This window comes from Enterococcus sp. AZ191 (assembly GCF_051713845.1).
Lineage (GTDB): Bacteria > Bacillota > Bacilli > Lactobacillales > Enterococcaceae > Enterococcus_B > Enterococcus_B durans.
The window spans coordinates 1881343-1900416 of the sequence record NZ_JBIOQS010000001.1; the positions used below are offsets into that span (position 1 = coordinate 1881343).

Consider the following 19074-nt stretch of genomic DNA (forward strand, 5'->3'; position numbering starts at 1 on the left):
GAAAGAGCGGTCTTTTCAGTCCATCTCCTTTTTTTGTACTACTCGTCCAACAAAAAAAGCAATCAACCTCAAAATTTGTTTTCCAAATTTAAAGATTGATTGCTTTTTTATTTAAAGCGATTCATTGACACCTTGGATAAAGTCATTGGTGTCGACTTATCACAAGAAAAATCACGTAACCAAATGTTAGTCTAATCCAATTTCTTCTCTTACAACTGCTGCGATTTTATCCACGTAATAATCAACTTTTTCATGTGTTGGTGCTTCAGCCATTACACGTAATAACGGTTCTGTTCCAGAAGGACGAACTAAAATTCTTCCTTCATCACCCATTTCTGCTTCTGCCTCTTCGATAACTGCTTTGATTGCAGGTACTTCCATCGCACCATTTTTGTTGCTGACACGGATATTTACTAATTTTTGAGGATAGATCGTTACTTCTGCCGCAAGTTCAGATAGTTTTTTACCTGTTTGCTTCATGATATTCAATAATTGGATTCCAGATAACATACCGTCTCCAGTAGTATTGAAATCTAAGAAAATCATGTGCCCAGATTGTTCCCCACCAAAATTGTAGTCATTCTTGCGCATTTCTTCTACTACATAGCGATCTCCCACTTGCGTGATCACATCTTTTAAGCCGACACTTTCCACTGCTTTATGGAATCCTAAATTACTCATGACCGTAGTAACGATCGTATCTTTCTTCAAACGATTCTTTTCAGAAAGATATTTCGCACAGATAAACATGATTTTATCGCCATCAACGATATTTCCTAATTCATCAACTGCAATGATACGGTCACCATCACCATCGAAAGCTAAACCAGCATCTGCACCTTTTTCCACAACCATTTCTGCCAATTTTTCTGGATGTGTCGAACCAACTCCATCATTGATGTTCAACCCATTTGGATTTGTTCCCATCGTATAGAAATCTGTTTCCAAATCTGCAAACAAGCGATTAACAGATGTTGAAGTCGCACCATTTGCAGCATCGACACAAATAGTCAATCCAGAAAGATCTCCATTGATCGTTTGTACTAGGAATTGAGAATATTTCAACAGACCTTCTGGAAATTCTTCTACTGTACCAAGCCCTTCAGCAGAAGGTCGTGGTAATTCGTCTACTTCTGAATCTAATAAAGCCTCAATCTCTAATTCTTGATCATCTACTAATTTAAATCCATCTGCACCGAAAAATTTGATTCCATTATCTTGCGCTGGATTATGAGAAGCAGAAATCATTACTCCGGCACTGGCTTTTTGTAATCTTGTTAAATAAGCGACTCCTGGAGTTGAAATCACGCCAAGTTGGAATACTTCAATACCAACAGATAATAATCCGGATATCAATGCTTCCTCTAACATCTGGCCTGAAATTCTTGTGTCACGTCCGACCAATACACGCGGGCGTTTCCCTTCTGTCTCATGCTGACTCAAGACATAACCGCCACATCTACCTAATTTAAACGCTAATTCTGGTGTCAGTTCTTTGTTTGCCTCGCCACGGACACCATCTGTTCCAAAATATTTACCCATAATTGTAAATTTGCTCCTTTAACTTAATTTTCCGATGAATTCGTTTGACTCATTTGAGTACTGCTACTTGTTGATTCACTCGAAACGCTACTTTCAGAGCCTTGACTAGACTCCGATTGTTGTGATGAAGACGATGTCGTCGAATTCGTCGTTGAAAAACTTGTATTTGTCTTGTTCTCTTTTTCAGCACCTTGACTTCGATTGCTTGAAGAACTGCTATCAGATGAAGCTAAAATCGGTGTGATTTCAACACTCACTGACTTTGGCGAAATACTTAACCCTCGTTCAACCGGGATATCGATGTTTCTTGTTGTCCGATGAGTGATACCTGAGACATCGATTGGTACCGGAATACTGTCGCCAATCAATGCAAGCTGTTCATTCGAACCAGTGACCACTGCATCTAGTTCTGAAAATTTAAAATCGTAACTCTTAACACCTGAACCTGGTGTGCCTTGTTGTGTTCCATATAGACGCACCGATTTTTTCGGTTTGATTGCATCCGCGGTCACTTTTACCTGAACAGGATCTGACACGATACTCAATGCCTCCCCTGCCTGGTTCAACGCTTGAACAGGGACTTCACTATTGATACCTTCATCTTTAATCATGGAAGGATCAACAACAGCTACTACTTGGTGGATCTCAGATAGTGTTTTATCTCCTGTCGTGATCGTCACTTCATCTGGATCAACATTTGTTTTATCCAATTCATAACCAGATGGTGTAGATCCAGAAGGCACAACAGTTTCTACATCAAACGTTTTCGTCACTTTCTTTTCAATTGTAACGGTGATCGTTTCAGGTTGCAACCTCGATGTAACAGCGCTGCTTAGGTTACGTACTTTCAACGATACTTCATGTGTACCTTCACCAACATTCGTTAGATCAGCAGTAACTCTAAACGTACGTGTATCTGCATTTGACTCTGCATTCAATTGCACACGGTTAGCACTACTAAGCTTTACAGTAGCTGTATTCTCATAGCCGTGGATATAGTATTTATCCGTATCATATAATAGTTGAATCGGCACATTCGAAACAGTTTGGCTATACGACTCGTTTCCAGATAGCGTACTCTGAACTGTCTGTCCGTTGGCATTAAAGTAAAGAACGATACTGAACAGTAATGCAACGAAGCCATACAATAGACTGGTACGTCTCTCTTTTGAGATCATTTCCGATCCCCTCCCTTAGTCATTGCGTCCAAGAAAGATTGAATCCCATTTTTTTTGTTTTTTGTTTTTTCCTCAACAATCAACTGTTTTCGTAATATTGTGAGGTATTCTTCTTGTGATAATCCAGGAATCAATTGATTATCTAATGTGATACTGACGTCTCCTGTTTCTTCAGAGACAACGATTGTTATAGCATCGCTGACCTCACTGATACCGACAGCAGCTCGGTGACGGGTTCCGAATTCTTTCGGAATCAACATACTTTCAGATAAAGGCAGATACGCACTTGCTACTGCGATCTTCCCATTCTTAACAATGACCGCTCCATCATGTAACGGTGTATTCGGGATGAAAATATTGATAAGAAGTTCTCCAGTAATATCTGCATCAAGCGCTATCCCTGTTTCAATATATTCATCTAAACCCGTATGGCGTTCAATTGTGATCAAGGCGCCAATCTTACGTTTAGACATATATTGAATTGCTTTGTCGAAGGATAAAATCATTTTTTCATCTTCTTGCTGCTCGCTTTTTGATTGTTTGAAGAGCGAACTTCGACCAAGATGTTCCAAGCCACGTCGTATTTCTGGCTGGAAAATAACGATTGCCGCGATCACACCATAAGTGATGACTTGATTCATCAACCATGATAGAGTATGCAGACCAATCAACTCAGCCACGATCCGAATGACAATGAAAATAGCCACTCCTTTTAGCAATTGGATTGCTTTCGTCCCTCTTAGTAGTTGGATCAGTTTATAGACCAAATACCATACTACCAAAATATCCAGTATGTTCACCAAAAAATTCAGAGAAAACAAGTCACCGGAAAACATTTGTTGCCAATAATCTAAGTTAAAAAGTTCTCCGATTTGAAATGACATAAAAAGCCTCTCTTCTCTTTTGAGATTTCTTCTTAAGTATATCATATGTTTGTATATCTGAGGCTTTTATGCCTGAATTTTTCCATTTTCACGACAATTTTTTCAAGAAAATTACATAGTTTTATTTTTTCAAAAAGACAAGAGGTCGAGATAAAAGTCGTTTAGATTTGAGAAATTGAAAAGAGGATGGGACAGAAGTGTTTAACTTCGAGAAATAAGAAGGAGTTGCTTCTGCTCCCACCGTTTATTGTTTTTTAAAAAATGAGACAAAAGTATTTCTTACTTTTGTCCCACGTTCGTTTTTTTGAAATTTCCGAAAAGCTTGACTTTTGGACGCCGTTTATTCGGAATGAGAGTCTGTAGCAAACCTGATTTTTAAATTTGTCCCATATTCTCTAGATCCGAATAATCAGTGGAAACAGAAACCAGCTTTTCGAAAATGAAGTTCAGTTATCCTAAATCAAAAAATAACTTTCGTAAATCATTTCTTAGCTCTTAGATCTCCATTCTCCCCATCAAACTTACCATTTATAAAAATATTTAAATCCATTTTTCTGAAACAAGAAACTAAAATAGGAAAATGCCTATTTTCTACGTGCGGCACGTTCTGCTCTTCTTGCCGCTCTTCTTACTTCGGCTTCTGGATCACTTTTTTTCTCTCTTTTTTCTCTCACAGGCTTTCCGAGCGTTTCCTTTTCTTCAGCAGGTTCAATTTTTGCTTTGATTTTATCTAATTGGCCTGCTAATGAAGCATAGTTGTAGAAGCGTGTCTTCGCATCGTGAACTGTTTTTTCAAATAATTTTTCTGCTAATTGCGGATGCGCATTTTCCAATGATGAAAAACGTACTTGCTTACGCATAAAATCAGGCATTGTTGAAAAATCAGGTTTTTTGTAATCTAAAGTCATTGGTACTTTGTTCTTTTCGATCAATTCTGGATTGTATCGATATAGTGACCAATATCCAGAAGAAACAGCCTCTTTTGCTTCTTTGATCGATTCTTTCATTCCACCAAATAGGCCGTGTGTGATACATGGTGTGTAGGCGATGATCAATGAAGGCCCAGGGAATTTTTCTGCCTCTTCGAACGCTTTGATTGTTTGCATTTGATTTGCTCCGGAAGCGATTTGGGCAACGTAGACATTGCCATACGTCATCGCCATCATTCCTAAATCCTTTTTCGAAGCATATTTCCCGCTCGCAGCAAATTTTGCGATGGCTGATGCAGGTGTGGCTTTAGACACTTGTCCTCCTGTATTAGAATAAACTTCATTATCCAACACGAGAATATTGACATCTGCACCACTTGCTAATACATGATCAATCCCACCGAAACCAATGTCATAGGCCCAACCATCGCCACCAATCATCCATTGGCTATTTTTCACAAAAATGTTTTTTTCTTTTAGAATTTCCCGTAATTCTGGAACGTCCACAACCTCTGATTCGATCGCTGCTTGAAGTTTTGCAGCTCTTTGCTGTGTGCCTTCGCTCTCGAATAAATGATCTAACCATTCCTCCATCAATGCCCGCAACTCTTGTGAAACTTTCGGCAACAATTCGCTCATTGCTTTCGCTAAAGCTTCGCGACGTGTTTGGGCCGCTAGCAACATACCATAGCCAAACTCAGCATTGTCTTCTAGTAAAGAATTTGACCATGCAGGGCCTTGACCACATTCATTCGTTGTATATGGAGAAGCTGGTGAAGCTCCACCCCAGATTGAAGAACACCCTGTTGCATTCGCGATCATCATCCGATCCCCAAACATTTGTGTCAATAATTTGACGTAAGGTGTTTCTCCACAGCCTGAACAAGCTCCTGAAAATTCAAGCAATGGTTTATTGAATTGCGTAGATAATACTGAATTTTTACCCTTTACTGGATTTTCTTTTTGTTTCAAGGTCATAGCAAATGCCCAGTTGACAACTTGTTCTTTTTGTTCTTCATAAGGTTTCATCACTAATGCTTTTCCTTTTGCTGGACAAGCTTCTACGCATAATCCACAACCTGTACAGTCTTCTACTGAAACTTGAATACGGTATTTTAGTCCATCTGGCCCTCTCATATCCCGTACGATAAATCCTTCAGGCGCCTCAGTCATTTCCTCATCATCTGCCAAAAATGGGCGAATGGCTGCATGGGGACAAACAAAAGCACATTCATTACACATTGTGCAACGATCACTGATCCACTCAGGCACTTCTAATGCAACACCACGTTTTTCAACTTTCGCCGTCCCTAAAGGCATTTCACCAGTTGTCATCTGATTTTCGACCAAAGTCCCAACGGATAAACTATTTCCTTCTTGTGCATTGATTGGTTCAAGCACTTCTTGAACATATTGTGATTGATCCTGATTTGTTTTCACTGGAATCTCTAATGTTCGCCATTGTTCAGGCACTTCCACTTTGTGAAGCAATTCCACTGTACGATCGATTGCCTGCACGTTTTTTTCAACGATCTTCATTGATTTATGTCCATAGCTTTTTAGTGCTTCTTCTTTTAAGAGTGGCATCACTTCCTCAAACGGAATGATGTTCGCTAATTTGAAAAAGGCTGTTTCCATCGCCGTGTTGATTCGACGACCTAAACCTACTTCTTGTGCTAGTTGCATCGCATTGATCGTATAAAACTGTATGTCATTTTCTGCCAAATATTTTTTTAAGCGGATAGGCAGATGGTTCTCCAACTGTTTTTCTGTCCATAACGTATTAAGTAAGAACGTCCCGCCTTTTTTCAAACCTTTTACTAAATCATAACTGTGTAGATACGCTGGGGTATGACACGCAACAAAGTCCGCATGTTCAACCAAATACGTCGAGCGAATAGGTGTGTCACCAAAACGCAAGTGCGAAACTGTTAGCCCACCAGATTTCTTAGAGTCATAGTAAAAGTATCCTTGTGCATATTTATCTGTATGGTCACCAATAATCTTGATTGCTGATTTATTCGCACCTACTGTACCATCTGAACCAAATCCCCAGAATTTTGCCTGATACGTGTTGGGATTCGTTAAATCTAACGTAGGTCTTTTTTCAAGTGATTGATAGGTTACATCATCAACGATCCCGATCGTGAAGCGTTTCTTCATATCTCTTTTTTCTTTTTGCAGTTCATCATAAACGCTGATGATCTGATCTGGTGTCACGTCTTTTGATCCCAGACCATAGCGACCACCAATCACTTTAGGTCGGATATCCGCATCATAAAGTGCGCTTTGCACATCTAACAAGAGCGGTTCACCACCAGCTCCTGGTTCCTTGCTTCGATCTAACACAGCAATAGCTTTCGTTGACTCCGGTAATTTTTCCAATAGATTATCAATAGGGAATGGGCGATACAAGTGGATATTCAAAAAGCCAACTTTACGACCATTTTTATTCAAATAATCGACTGTTTGTTCAACCGTCTGTGCTACTGAACCCATCGAAACGATCACTTCTTCTGCCTCAGGATCACCATGGTAAGTCACGAGGTCATATGCTGTTCCACGTAATTCATTGATTTTTTGCATATATTTTTGAACAATACTTGGCAATCGATCATAATAAGCATTGATTGTTTCTCTTTGTTGAAAGTGGATATCTGGATTTTGGTTGGTTCCACTGACCGTTGGATGATTTGGGTTCATCCCTCTTTCTCGAAATGAGGCGAGTTTTTCCTGATTGATCAATGGTGCCAATTCTTCATATTCCAATACTTCAATTTTTTGGATCTCATGACTTGTTCGGAAACCATCAAAGAAATTCACAAAGGGCAGTTCCGCCTCAAGAGAAGCGAGGTGAGCTACTGGAGCTAGATCCATTACTTCTTGCACACTACTTTCTGAAAGCATAGCAAAACCTGTTTGACGTACGGCCATGACATCTCCATGGTCCCCAAAAATGTTCAATGCATTTGTCGTGACTGCTCGACTAGCTACGTGAAAAACGCTAGGAAGCAACTCACCTGCGATTTTGTACATATTAGGGATCATTAAAAGTAACCCTTGTGAAGCTGTGTAGGTAGTTGTTAAAGCACCAGTTTTCAAGGAACCATGAACGACACCTGCGGCTCCTGCTTCTGATTGCATCTCTACTACTTTGACCGGCTGCCCAAATATATTTTTCTTCCCACTTGCTGACCATTGATCGACTAGCTCAGCCATTGTGGAGCTAGGTGTAATTGGATAAATGGCTGCTAATTCCGTAAACGCATAAGAGATATATGCGGCGGCGGTATTCCCATCCATTGTTTTCATCTTTCGCATTTTTTCATCATCCTTGTTCAAATTCTCTTAAATATCTGTTCCATTATAACGTAAAAAAATCAGAAAACCTACTTAATTTGCAAATCTGCTCACGAACTTTCCTCTCGAATGTAGACGTAACACTGAACAAAATACTATTATTTTTTCAAAAAAATGATTACAATAAATGAAAGAGGTGTTGAGAAATGGATATATCTGTGATTAAAGCTGAAAAAACAACTACAGCAAACGGTATCATGTATGGTGAAGATCAAGCACCAAAAAAAATGATCGAATTTATCAATCTAGCTTGTCCATATTGCCGTCAATGGTTCAATGACTCGTTTGACTTTCTTGAAGAAGCAGTTGAAGCGGGGAAAATCCAGCGTGTCATCAAACTTTTTGACAAAGAAAAAGAAAGTTTGCAACGGGGAAACGTCATGCATCATCACGTGACTGCTACCGATGGAAAAAAAGCATTGACTGAAATCAAAAAGATTTTCGATACGCAAGATGAATGGAAACATTTAGGCTTATCTGAAGTTGCAGATTATGCAAAAAATCAGTTAGATTTGACAGAACAAAAAGATTTTGATGCATCACAGGCAATCATCAATGAGGCGTCCGAGGCAAATATCCGCTTTGTGCCTACGGTCATTTTAGGTGAAGCCATTTTTGATGAATCGATCACCCTTGAAAAATTAACAGACTTGATTGAAGCTTCGATTTAATGCCCATAAAAAAATAGTTGGTCGAAAATCCAGGATATTTCTGATTTTCAGATCAACTATTTTTTATCTTCTTTTAAATTGAGCGTGGGACAAAAGTAAGAAAACACTGTTGTCTCATTCTTTAAAAACGAATAAACGGCGGGAGCAGAAGCAACTCCTTCTTAAATAAACCGAAATCCACAACAATTTGAACAGCAATTTTCGTTAATTTCTTCTTATTTCTTGGAGTTAAACACTTCTGTCCCAGCCTCTAAGTATAAGCAGCAATTCTTCTTGTAACAAAAGATTATTTTTCTATGCTAAAGGAATGGTCTCTTGAAGCAGAAGCTTCTCTTGCGTCTTTCGTTTCATGTAAACTTTTATGAAAGGCTCCCCATTTCAACTTATTTAGAGGCTCTTTTTTAACTGTCTGCTTTTTATCCCACTGTTCTCTTTTCTCTTTCACTTCCTGTGCTCTGCTTGCCATCCGACAAATGGTTATTTTACTCACATTAAAACGAGCAGCAGTTAGCTCTAAGCTTTTCGATGTATCTAAATAGTTTAAAATTGCTTTTTGTTTTTCTTCTGAATACCATTCTTTTTTAAAGACCACATTTCTTTCACGGCTCATTCTTGCACTTATTTGACGGGCTGTATTTTCTGGAATTCCTGTGAGACTTACGACTTCTTTAATCTTATTCCCCCTATTAAATAACTGTACCGCTCTTTTTTTCTTAGCGATTGTTGCTGAGCTGTTTGTTAATCGTTTAATATTAGGGTACCTTGCTAACGATGTATGTCCTATAATGTATGTGATCGCTTTTAACGACAGATTGAATTTTTTTCTTACTGCTTCTCTTGTTATCCCGTTGTTTAAATCTGTAAGAATGGCCTCTTTTCTAATTTTTAGTACAGTTCTACGGTTAATCGAAAATTGCTTTGCAATGGTGTTGATTTCTATTTTATTTTGACACAACTGAATGATACCATTTTTTGTTTTTTCATCCACCTCAAAGTATTTTAGATTCTTTACTTTTGAAGGTGCTTGCCGCTTACTCACGATCTTTGTCGCTATTGCTTTTTTCTCTATGATGCGCTGACTGGTATTTATTTTTTTATGAAGATGTGCATATGTTTTACCTTCTAGAACTTTTTGTGCGATATACTGATTTCTGACTTTTTTGACCTTCTCACAATCAATGAATAATTCCGCTCCAATAACTTCAATTGTTTTTCCTTTTGCAAGCTTCGTAAGGATTGCCAAATTCTGAATCTTCGTGACAGTAGTCGTACTAAGATTTAATTGCTTCGCTACTTTTTTATGTGAGGGACATTTTTTTAAGGCCGTTCGAACCTGTTGATGTTGCTCATTTAATTCCTTTAGATAAGTTGGCTCAAACATTTTTTGCTCATGAACTGTCAATGGCTGTTCTTCACCGATTTTTTTGACCAAATGTTCAATTTGGATCGTCCAAATCTCTTCTAGACTCAAGCTGAAGTCAAAGGCAACTTCTTCAAGCGTTTGTCCCGTGGAAATTTGCATGAGCATAGCTGTATGCCAAATCTCCTTTACTACTTTTTCAGCTATACCAAACTTCTGTCCCAACGATCGAAGGGACTCTCCTTCTTCGATTTTATTGACTAAATATGTATTGCGATACTGGATAATCTCTTCTAGGGCAATAGGTATTTTTTCTGCAAGATTATTTGGTGATACTCCTCGTTGTAATTGTTGTATCATATAATCGTTTAGGATCTTGACGATTTCTGTCGGAAATTTATTTAAATTCTCGGCGATCATTTCCATCGTTTTTTTTACTTTTAATTGCTCACAGATGTGGTCAACTAATAGTTGTTTGGTTTTTTCACTTGACATTAGATGCATTTTTTTTGAAATTACAGTGATACTTGTTCCTTGTGCAATTTGGTCAATTACTTGTTGCTTGATCCTTTCATCATCTTCTTTCATTTTTTTCTTACCAGATTCTGTTTTTTCATCCATTGTCTGCCCCACCTTCTTCATCTTCTAACAAATGATTCTATGTACTAAGCTTACTAAAAATTCTCAAAAAATAAGAAACTGTTTTTACTGAAACCCAAAAAAAGAGGCCGGGCATTTGATTGTCCTGACTCTCTAAAAAATTGTATAAGAAAAATTCAAAAGCTGTCTTATTTTCGATATCCACACACAGATGAAAATAGGGCAATTTCGAGTTTATTTGTCGTAAAAAAGGGCAAAGTCTGATAATCAACTTGCTTCTTCTTTCAATTTTTCCGCAAATTCATTGATTTTACGAATCCGGTGGTTGATTCCCGATTTAGAGATTGCTCCTGACGGGATCATTTCTCCTAGTTCTTTCAAACTAACTTCTGGATGTTGTAATCTTAATTCGGCTATTTCTTGCAATTTTTCTGGTAATGCATGTAACCCCACTCTAGCTTCTATCAACTCGATGTTTTCAATTTGTTTTGACGCTGCATCAATTGTTTTATTAAGGTTAGCAGTTTCACAATTTACAAGCCGATTGACAGAATTTCTCATATCCCGAACGATACGTACATCTTCAAATCGCAACATCGAATTCGTTGCACCGATCAACGTCAAAAAGTCTGCGATTTTTTCTGCACCTTTTAAATAAGAAATATAGCCGTTACGTCTTTCCAATGTCCGAGCATGGAGACCGTAGTAATTCAGCATATCGCAAATATCCTGATTGTGTTGTTCATAAATTGAAAAGATTTCTAAATGATAACGACTAGTTTCTGGATTATTGACAGAACCAGAAGCCATAAATGCACCACGTAAATAGGAACGCATCTTTTGAGAATTCCCCATGATTTCATCCGAGACATGCCCATTAAACATCATGCCATCCATAATATCTAAATCCATCAATACGTTTTTTGTACCTTGCTTCAATCGCACGATATATACATTATTCTTTTTTAATTTCATTTTTTTCCGAACAAGTAATTCACTTCGAACATTATAATGATCTTTCAAAAGAGAATAGATACGTCTAGCGATTGCTGCATTTTCTGTCTGGACGTTCAAAATAAATTGTTGGTTCACGATGCCTAAAGAACCATTCATCCTTAGCAAGGCTGCTAATTCTGCTTTCGCATGTTCTCTGTGAACCTCTAACCCAGTCAGTTCTTTTTTCACATCTGCCGCAAAAGACATTCTATTCCCTCCTTTCTCTTTTCACTCATTTGTCTTAAAAATTTACAGTTTTGATCCAAATACTAAGCGGAAAAGTTCTTCCACTACTTTTTCACCATCATGGAACACTCCGCCATTTTTCAATTCTAAGAAATCCGTAGAAACGACACGGCACCCTTCATTTCTAAGTCCATTAAAATCATGTGCAACTTGCACAAGATATTCATCATAGATTTCCGGGTCCATATATCCTTCAGGAACCTTTTCCGTATTTACCAAGACAGTGTCGATAAACGGTTGCTTTAAATGCTCATGAAGCACACGGATATGATCCGCATCGCTAAAGTGTTCGGTTTCTCCTTTTTGGGTCATGATGTTACAGATATAAACGACTTCAGCCTCTGTCTGCACGATTGCCTCACCAATTTCAGGGATGACTAGATTTGGCAGAATGCTAGTGAATAAACTACCTGGACCTAAGACGACCATATCTGCTTCCATGATCGCGGAAACTACTTTTCGAGCAGCTTTTGCTTCTTTATCATCTGTTGTATTTCGTACATAAACATGATCGATCGTTTTCCGATCGATGGCGATCTTTGATTCTCCGATTGCCGTTGTTCCATCTTTGAAAACAGCATGTAATGTCAGTGGTGTTTCAGAAGAAGGATAAATGTGACCATCAACATGCATCATTCTAGCTAATAGTTGAATTGCCTCATATGTACTTCCTCTCATTTCAGCCACTGCTGCAATAATCAGGTTTCCAATTGTATGGTTTGCTAAAAACTGATCTTCTTTTTTAAACCGATACTGAAAAATATCCTCATAAAATTGGGGCATGTCAGATAGAGAAACCAAGACATTTCTCAAATCACCTGGCGGAGCCATTGCAATTGATTCTCTGATTTCACCACTACTCCCGCCATCATCCGCCACAGTTACAATTGCGGTAATATCCGCACCTTGATTGCGCAAACTTTTCAATATGACAGGTAATCCTGTTCCACCGCCAACAACAACGATTTTAGGCTTGCGGATGCGATATGTCTTCATTTTCACGACCGATTCACCGTCTCTTTCCGCTTATCCTTATCACGATGAGTTACATTCACTTTGTAAGTTTGACCTAGTGCTTTTGCTAGACGTTCTGTCAAGGCCACTGATCGATGCTGACCACCGGTACATCCAATTGCAACAGTAAGACTGCTTTTTCCTTCTTTGATGTATCCTGGCAATACGGTCTCTAGCAGATCCAAGAATTTACTATAGAACGACTGTGTTTCATCAAATGACATCACATAGTCATAGACAGGTTTGTCTTTTCCTGTTAACGGTCTTAACTCTGGGATATAATGTGGGTTTGGCAAGAAACGAACATCCATAACGATGTCTGAATCGATTGGCAACCCATATTTGAAGCCAAAAGAAACAAATTCGATGCGAAATCCTTGATCTCCCTTTGATTTGAAAGAATGATTGATTTGTTCACGAAGTTGACGAGGAGTCAGCGTCGTCGTGTCAATGACTAACGATGCCTGTGTCTTCAAATCATTTAATATCGCACGCTCTTTGCGGATACCTTCTGTCACTAAACCATCCATAGCCATAGGGTGGGTCCTTCTTGTTTCTTTGTAGCGGGCAACTAGTTCCTCATCTGAAGCATCTAAAAATAAAATCGATGTATCGATAAAATTAGTATTTTCAATTTCAACTAACATATTTTGGATTTCTTCAAAAAACGAACGCGAGCGCAAATCGACGCCCAGTGCCATTTTTGTCACTTTTCCTGATTCTTTGATCAATTCCCAAAATTTCGGGATCAGTCTTGGTGGCATGTTATCGATACAAAAATACCCCATATCTTCAAAACTTTGGATTGCTACCGTCTTACCTGCTCCACTCATTCCCGTAATAATCACTAATTGTAAATTATCAGCCATCGTGTAACGGCCTCCTCTCGTACATTATCTTTAAAATTATATCACTCCGGGCGTATCATTTCCACTTAAATCCGTATTTTTATTAAAAATGAACCAATCCCTGAAGCAATCATTGTGAATTTCGGCTTATTTAAGAAGGAGTTGCTTCTGCTCCCACCGTTTATTCGTTTTTAAAGAATGAGACAAAAGTGTTTCTTACTTTTGTCCCATGCTCACTTATTTTTCTCAAAAAATAAGCCAGATCATTCGAAAATAAGTTTGAGTATTTTCGAAATTATCTAGCTTATCCTTTTGAATAATCATACGTATGCTATTCCATCTACCTGTCTTTTGTAGTAGATCAAACAGATTCAGGTAACTTTTTTCGATTTTCTAATGCAAGTTCAATCGTCCGATCTGCAATCAACGATTGCGCATCAATCACTGGATAAGGATTGTTTGATGCGAATTCTTGCATTAAAGATAACTCTGTGCATCCTAAAATAACTTTTTCGCAATTCAAACGTCCCACTACTTCATCTAAAATCTCAAAATATAAGCCTTTGTTCAACCGATCAGACTCTTTGATTTCATGATAAATCAAATAATTGATTTTTTCTTGAAGCAATTGATCAGGAATCACGACTTCAAACCCTAAATTTCTTACTTCAGCTTCATAAATACCAGCCTTCATACTGCCTTCAGTTCCTAAAATAGCAACTTTTCCAGATGTCTGTTGCCGAACAAGTTCATTGGCAGCTTCTCTTGGCATATGCAGGATTGGGATCGGAGTCGCGGCTTGTAATTCATCAAAAAAGTAATGTGCCGTATTACATGTTAAAACAATAAAATTTGGTTCTAACAAATTTTGCTTTTTGATATCATCCAGCAAATAAGGCATTGGATCTTCCTTTTTATCGTCTAAGATGAACGCTGTACGATCGGGCACTGTTGCATGATTGAACAGAACATAGTTCAAATAGTCCTGATCTTTTGTCGCCTTTATTCGATGATTGATCAAGCGGATAAAGCTCTCCGTTGCCATCGTACCCATTCCACCTAAAATACTGAAAAAGTTTTCCATGAATTAGCCTTCTTTCACATGAAAGTATTTTTTGAATCGAGGAATGTAGTTTCTGAACATATATTTCATCAACAACCAACGTTTAAAAGATCGATCTTTCTCATAAAAAACAGTTGTTCCATAACGATTTTCTTTAATCATTTGTGTGGCGATCTTTTTATCTTCGTTTTCTTTCGCATACTCTAAAAAGATTTTTTTAGGTACACCCATCCACAATTTTGCTTTGTCAGATTGATTCGTACCATACGTTGTTTCGGTAAAAGGTTCACCGAATACGCGGTCTTCTGTTACAAATTTTGCTAGATTCAATCCATTTAAAGTAACAAAGAAACTACTTCTTCCTTGACGAAGATTGATTTCAAACAATTTGTATTCTCCATCTCTTGAATCATATTTCATATCAAAATTCGCAAAACCTGTATACTTGATTTCTTCTAAGAAACGTTTGATCGTTTGATAGATTTTTTCATTGTAATCAGGCATGATCACCACATAGTTTCCAATAGAAGCTGGTGTAGGATCTTCCAGTAACGGATGACCTAAACACATCATACGTACTTGGTGATTTTCGTCTACATATGCATTCAAAACGCGCATGTTGCTATCATCGCCAGGAATGAAATCTTGTACGATCATTTCACTCGTATAACCTGCTTCATAGATCCGCCCTAAAATCAAATCAAACTCTTCACGATCGTTGATAATAAATGCTTTTTTACGGCCTTCAAAGCGAACCGATAAATATTCTACACTGTTTGCAGGTTTTAATGCGACAGGAAATTCAAATGGAATTTCTTGTTCTAATCGGCCACTTGCTAACATCTCTTTTCTTACGATTAATGTTTTTGGGTAAGGTAGTTTATACTCCTCACATACTTCATAAAAACTTACCTTGTTGATCAAACGTTCAAATAACGAGTAATCAATGTAAGGACAGATAAAGTATTCTGAAAGTTCTTCTTTGTGTTGAGAAATCAATTCAGCATATCCATCTCCACAAGCAATCAAAAGATATTTCTTGGTATCATCTGAATACTTTTCTTTTGCCAATCGCACGATTGTTTCGATAAACACTGGATCTTTATCAAATCCTGGAATCACCTCTACATTGACGATCTTACTGTACCGAGTGGGTGCCAATTGATTTGAGGCATACGCCTGACAAACTTTTCCATACGCTTCATGGAAGGAACGTGCCATGCCATAAACATTCATATCACTGCCTAATAAAATAGGGATAAATTCTTCTTTTTCAATACTCTTCATTTTTATCTCTCACTTACTCATAATCTCTAGTTTTCTTTTCTAACTACACAAGGAATATCATACCATAAAGAAAAAAGCAATCAAAGGAAACTCCTCCGATTGCTCAATTCTTTTTTGAACGGATTGAACTTATAGGAAGTTTTTATCTATACTAATCAGTGTAGAAAGAACTACCATGTAACGTATTCTAGAATATAGCCGTTAATAACACAAGAGTTAATCCGCTCTTTTAATTCTTTTTTAACTATCATATAACATTTCTATTTTTTGTTCTTTAATCCATTGCTTTTTTTAGGTAGCGACCTGTATAACTTTCTTTGACTTTGATCAATTCCTCAGGCGTGCCAGTAGCTAAAATCGTGCCACCGCCTTCTCCACCTTCTGGTCCTAGATCAATGATGTGATCTGCTGTTTTGATGACGTCGAGATTGTGTTCGATGACAAGCACTGTATTGCCCGCATCGACTAAACGTTGCAGTACATCGAGTAACCGTGCAATATCATCTGTGTGCAGTCCTGTTGTAGGTTCATCTAAGATATAAAAGTTTTTGCCATTAGAAATCTTGTGCAATTCACTTGCTAACTTCATCCGTTGTGCTTCCCCACCGGATAGCGTTGTCGCAGGTTGCCCCATCGTCACGTAACCTAAACCAACATCTACGATAGTTTGTAGTTTACGACGTATCTTAGGGATTGGTTCGAAAAATTCCACAGCATCTTCTACTGTCATCTCTAAGATATCTGCAATGCTTTTCCCTTTATAATGGACTTCCAGTGTTTCAGAATTGTATCGTTTTCCATGACATACCTCACAAGGGACATATACATCTGGTAAGAAATGCATTTCGATCTTGATGATCCCATCTCCACGACAAGCCTCACAACGTCCACCTTTGACGTTGAAACTAAAACGCCCTTTTTTGTATCCGCGCATTTTTGCTTCATTGGTTTTAGCAAATAGATCTCTGATATCATCGAAGACACTTGTATACGTTGCTGGATTACTTCGTGGCGTTCTACCAATTGGACTTTGATCGATATCGATGATTTTCTCAATGCTATCATATCCTGTGATCGACTTGAACTTCCCAGGTTTTGCAGAGTTACGATTGATTTTTTGTGCAAGTGCTCGTTTCAAGATACTGTTCACTAACGTACTTTTTCCTGAACCAGATACTCCTGTAATGGCCACAAATTCGCCTAAAGGAAATTCAACTGAGACATTTTTCAAATTATTTTCCGTCGCCCCAGTGATTTTTATCGCCTTGCCATTTCCTTTACGTCGCGTTTTTGGAACCGAGATTCTTTTTTTACCTGATAGATATTGTCCTGTTAATGAATGTTCATCCGCAGCCACTTCCGCTGGCGTACCAGCCGCTACGATCTCGCCACCTTGATGCCCTGCACCAGGCCCTACATCAATCAGATAATCAGCAGCGCGCATCGTATCTTCATCATGTTCGACTACCACCAATGTATTTCCCAAATCACGCATTTTTTTCAAAGAACCGATCAAACGATCATTGTCCCGTTGATGGAGACCAATCGATGGTTCATCTAAGATATATAACACACCGGAAAGATTTGACCCGATTTGAGTAGCTAGACGAATGCGTTGTGCTTCGCCTCCTGATAACGTGCCAGAAGCACGGCTCAACGTTAAATAATCCAAGCCAACATTTTCTAGAAATGACAAACGGTCATTGACTTCTTTCAATATTGGGCGAGCAATGATCTTTTCCTGTTCTGAAAGTGTCAAAGTAGAAAAGAAGTTCACTGCTTTTTGAATAGACAATTCATTTGTTTGACCAATATTCGTTCCATTGATCTGTACAGACAAAGCTTGCGGATTCAAGCGATATCCTTTACATGTTTGACATGTAAGTTCTGTCATATATTGTCTCATTTGTTCTCTTGTAAAATCACTATTCGTGTCATGGTATCTTCTTTTGATGTTTTTCAAAACACCTTCAAAGGTCGTTTCAACATCTCGAACACCGCCAAAGTCGTTTTCGTAATGGAAATGAAAGATCTCATCTGTACCATTCAAAATGATTTCTTGATGCTCTGTTGGCAACTCTTCGAATGGCGTATCCATATCAATGCCATAACTCTCACACGCTTGCGCCAACATTTGCGGATAATATTGTGAACTGATTGGGTTCCAAGGGATAATCGCTCCTTGGCTTAGTGTTTTCGTCCAATCCGGTATCACAAGATCTTGGTCCACTTCCAGTTTGACTCCTAACCCATCACAGTCAGGACACGCTCCAAATGGTGCATTGAAGGAAAACAATCTTGGTTCCAATTCTCCCACCGTAAATCCGCAATAAGGACATGAATAATGCTCGCTGAACAGCATTTCATCTTCACCGATCACATCAACTAGAACATACCCATCTGCTAAACGTAATGCTGCTTCGATCGAGTCAAATAATCTTGAGCGAATGCCCTCTTTGATGACGATCCGATCGATAACGATAGCAATATCGTGCTTTTTATTTTTTTCAAGTTCTGGCACTTCGCTTAGATCATAAATCCCACCATCCACACGCACCCGAACGTACCCTTCTTTTTGGATACGTTCAAACACTTTTTTATGTTGTCCTTTTTTCTTCACAATGATCGGCGCCAAAACCTGGATCTTTGTTCGCTCTGGCAATTCCAATACTTGATCCGCCATTTGGTCCACTGATTGACTCGTGATTTCGATATGATCATTCGGACAGATTGGATGACCGACACGAGCAAAAAGTAGGCGCAGATAGTCATTGATTTCTGTCACTGTTCCTACAGTTGATCGTGGATTTTTACTTGTCGTTTTTTGATCGATCGAAATTGCTGGACTCAGACCATCGATACTGTCGACATCTGGTTTATCCATCTGACCTAAAAACTGCCGTGCGTAAGCAGAAAGACTTTCAACATACCTTCTTTGTCCTTCTGCATAGAGTGTGTCGAAAGCTAGAGAACTTTTCCCTGAACCCGATAGTCCAGTCACCACCACGAACTTGTCTCTAGGGATCGTTACGTTCACATTTTTTAAATTGTGTGCTCTTGCACCATGAATAATAATTTTATCGTTAGCCATGTCAT

Annotated in this window: 12 protein-coding genes; 1 reads left to right on the forward strand and 11 read right to left on the reverse strand. The window is 38.4% G+C overall.

Features of this window, described 5'->3' with window-relative positions:
* Positions 1-186: 186 nt before the first annotated feature.
* The 4 genes from glmM to nifJ all read right to left on the reverse strand — a co-directional run bounded on the left by glmM (position 187) and on the right by nifJ (position 7854).
* Positions 187-1542, reverse strand: coding sequence for a phosphoglucosamine mutase (glmM, locus tag IGI47_RS09065; RefSeq protein ID WP_438784005.1), 1356 nt, complete (start codon positions 1540-1542; stop codon positions 187-189).
* Between the two features lie 23 nt (positions 1543-1565).
* Positions 1566-2720 (reverse strand): CdaR family protein, encoded by a 1155-nt coding sequence (locus IGI47_RS09070; protein WP_438784006.1) that lies wholly within the window; start codon positions 2718-2720, stop codon positions 1566-1568.
* Positions 2717-3604 (reverse strand): diadenylate cyclase CdaA, encoded by an 888-nt coding sequence (gene cdaA / locus IGI47_RS09075; protein ID WP_311930953.1) that lies wholly within the window; start codon positions 3602-3604, stop codon positions 2717-2719. Before cdaA ends, IGI47_RS09070 begins: the two co-directional genes overlap by 4 nt.
* Before the next feature lie 584 nt (positions 3605-4188).
* The gene (nifJ, locus tag IGI47_RS09080) at positions 4189-7854 is read right to left on the reverse strand and encodes a pyruvate:ferredoxin (flavodoxin) oxidoreductase (protein ID WP_438784007.1); all 3666 of its coding nucleotides are present in this window, start codon (positions 7852-7854) and stop codon (positions 4189-4191) included.
* A gap of 185 nt (positions 7855-8039) precedes the next feature.
* Here nifJ and IGI47_RS09085 point away from each other — a divergent pair, with 185 nt between their 5' ends.
* A complete protein-coding gene (locus tag IGI47_RS09085; RefSeq protein WP_438784008.1) occupies positions 8040-8564 on the forward strand; it encodes a thioredoxin domain-containing protein in 525 nt (174 codons plus the stop codon).
* Positions 8565-8850: 286 nt separating this feature from the next.
* Here IGI47_RS09085 and IGI47_RS09090 read toward each other — a convergent pair whose 3' ends face one another.
* The 7 genes from IGI47_RS09090 to uvrA form a co-directional block, all read right to left on the reverse strand.
* The gene (locus tag IGI47_RS09090) at positions 8851-10545 is read right to left on the reverse strand and encodes a hypothetical protein (RefSeq protein WP_438784009.1); all 1695 of its coding nucleotides are present in this window, start codon (positions 10543-10545) and stop codon (positions 8851-8853) included.
* 246 nt (positions 10546-10791) lie between these two features.
* Positions 10792-11727, reverse strand: coding sequence for a DNA-binding protein WhiA (whiA, locus tag IGI47_RS09095; protein WP_005880027.1), 936 nt, complete (start codon positions 11725-11727; stop codon positions 10792-10794).
* Between the two features lie 42 nt (positions 11728-11769).
* On the reverse strand, positions 11770-12768 hold the full coding sequence (locus IGI47_RS09100; protein ID WP_081135531.1) for a gluconeogenesis factor YvcK family protein: 999 nt from the start codon (positions 12766-12768) through the stop codon (positions 11770-11772).
* Positions 12765-13649: an RNase adapter RapZ gene (gene rapZ, locus IGI47_RS09105; protein ID WP_104661891.1), complete on the reverse strand. Its 885-nt coding sequence runs from the start codon at positions 13647-13649 to the stop codon at positions 12765-12767. The genes IGI47_RS09100 and rapZ overlap by 4 nt, the downstream gene beginning before the upstream one ends.
* Before the next feature lie 340 nt (positions 13650-13989).
* The gene (locus IGI47_RS09110) at positions 13990-14712 is read right to left on the reverse strand and encodes an amino acid racemase (protein ID WP_438784010.1); all 723 of its coding nucleotides are present in this window, start codon (positions 14710-14712) and stop codon (positions 13990-13992) included.
* Positions 14713-14715: 3 nt separating this feature from the next.
* A complete protein-coding gene (locus IGI47_RS09115; protein ID WP_005880035.1) occupies positions 14716-15978 on the reverse strand; it encodes a D-aspartate ligase in 1263 nt (420 codons plus the stop codon).
* Between the two features lie 274 nt (positions 15979-16252).
* On the reverse strand, positions 16253-19069 hold the full coding sequence (uvrA, locus tag IGI47_RS09120) for an excinuclease ABC subunit UvrA (RefSeq protein WP_438784011.1): 2817 nt from the start codon (positions 19067-19069) through the stop codon (positions 16253-16255).
* Between the last annotated feature and the right edge of the window lie 5 nt (positions 19070-19074).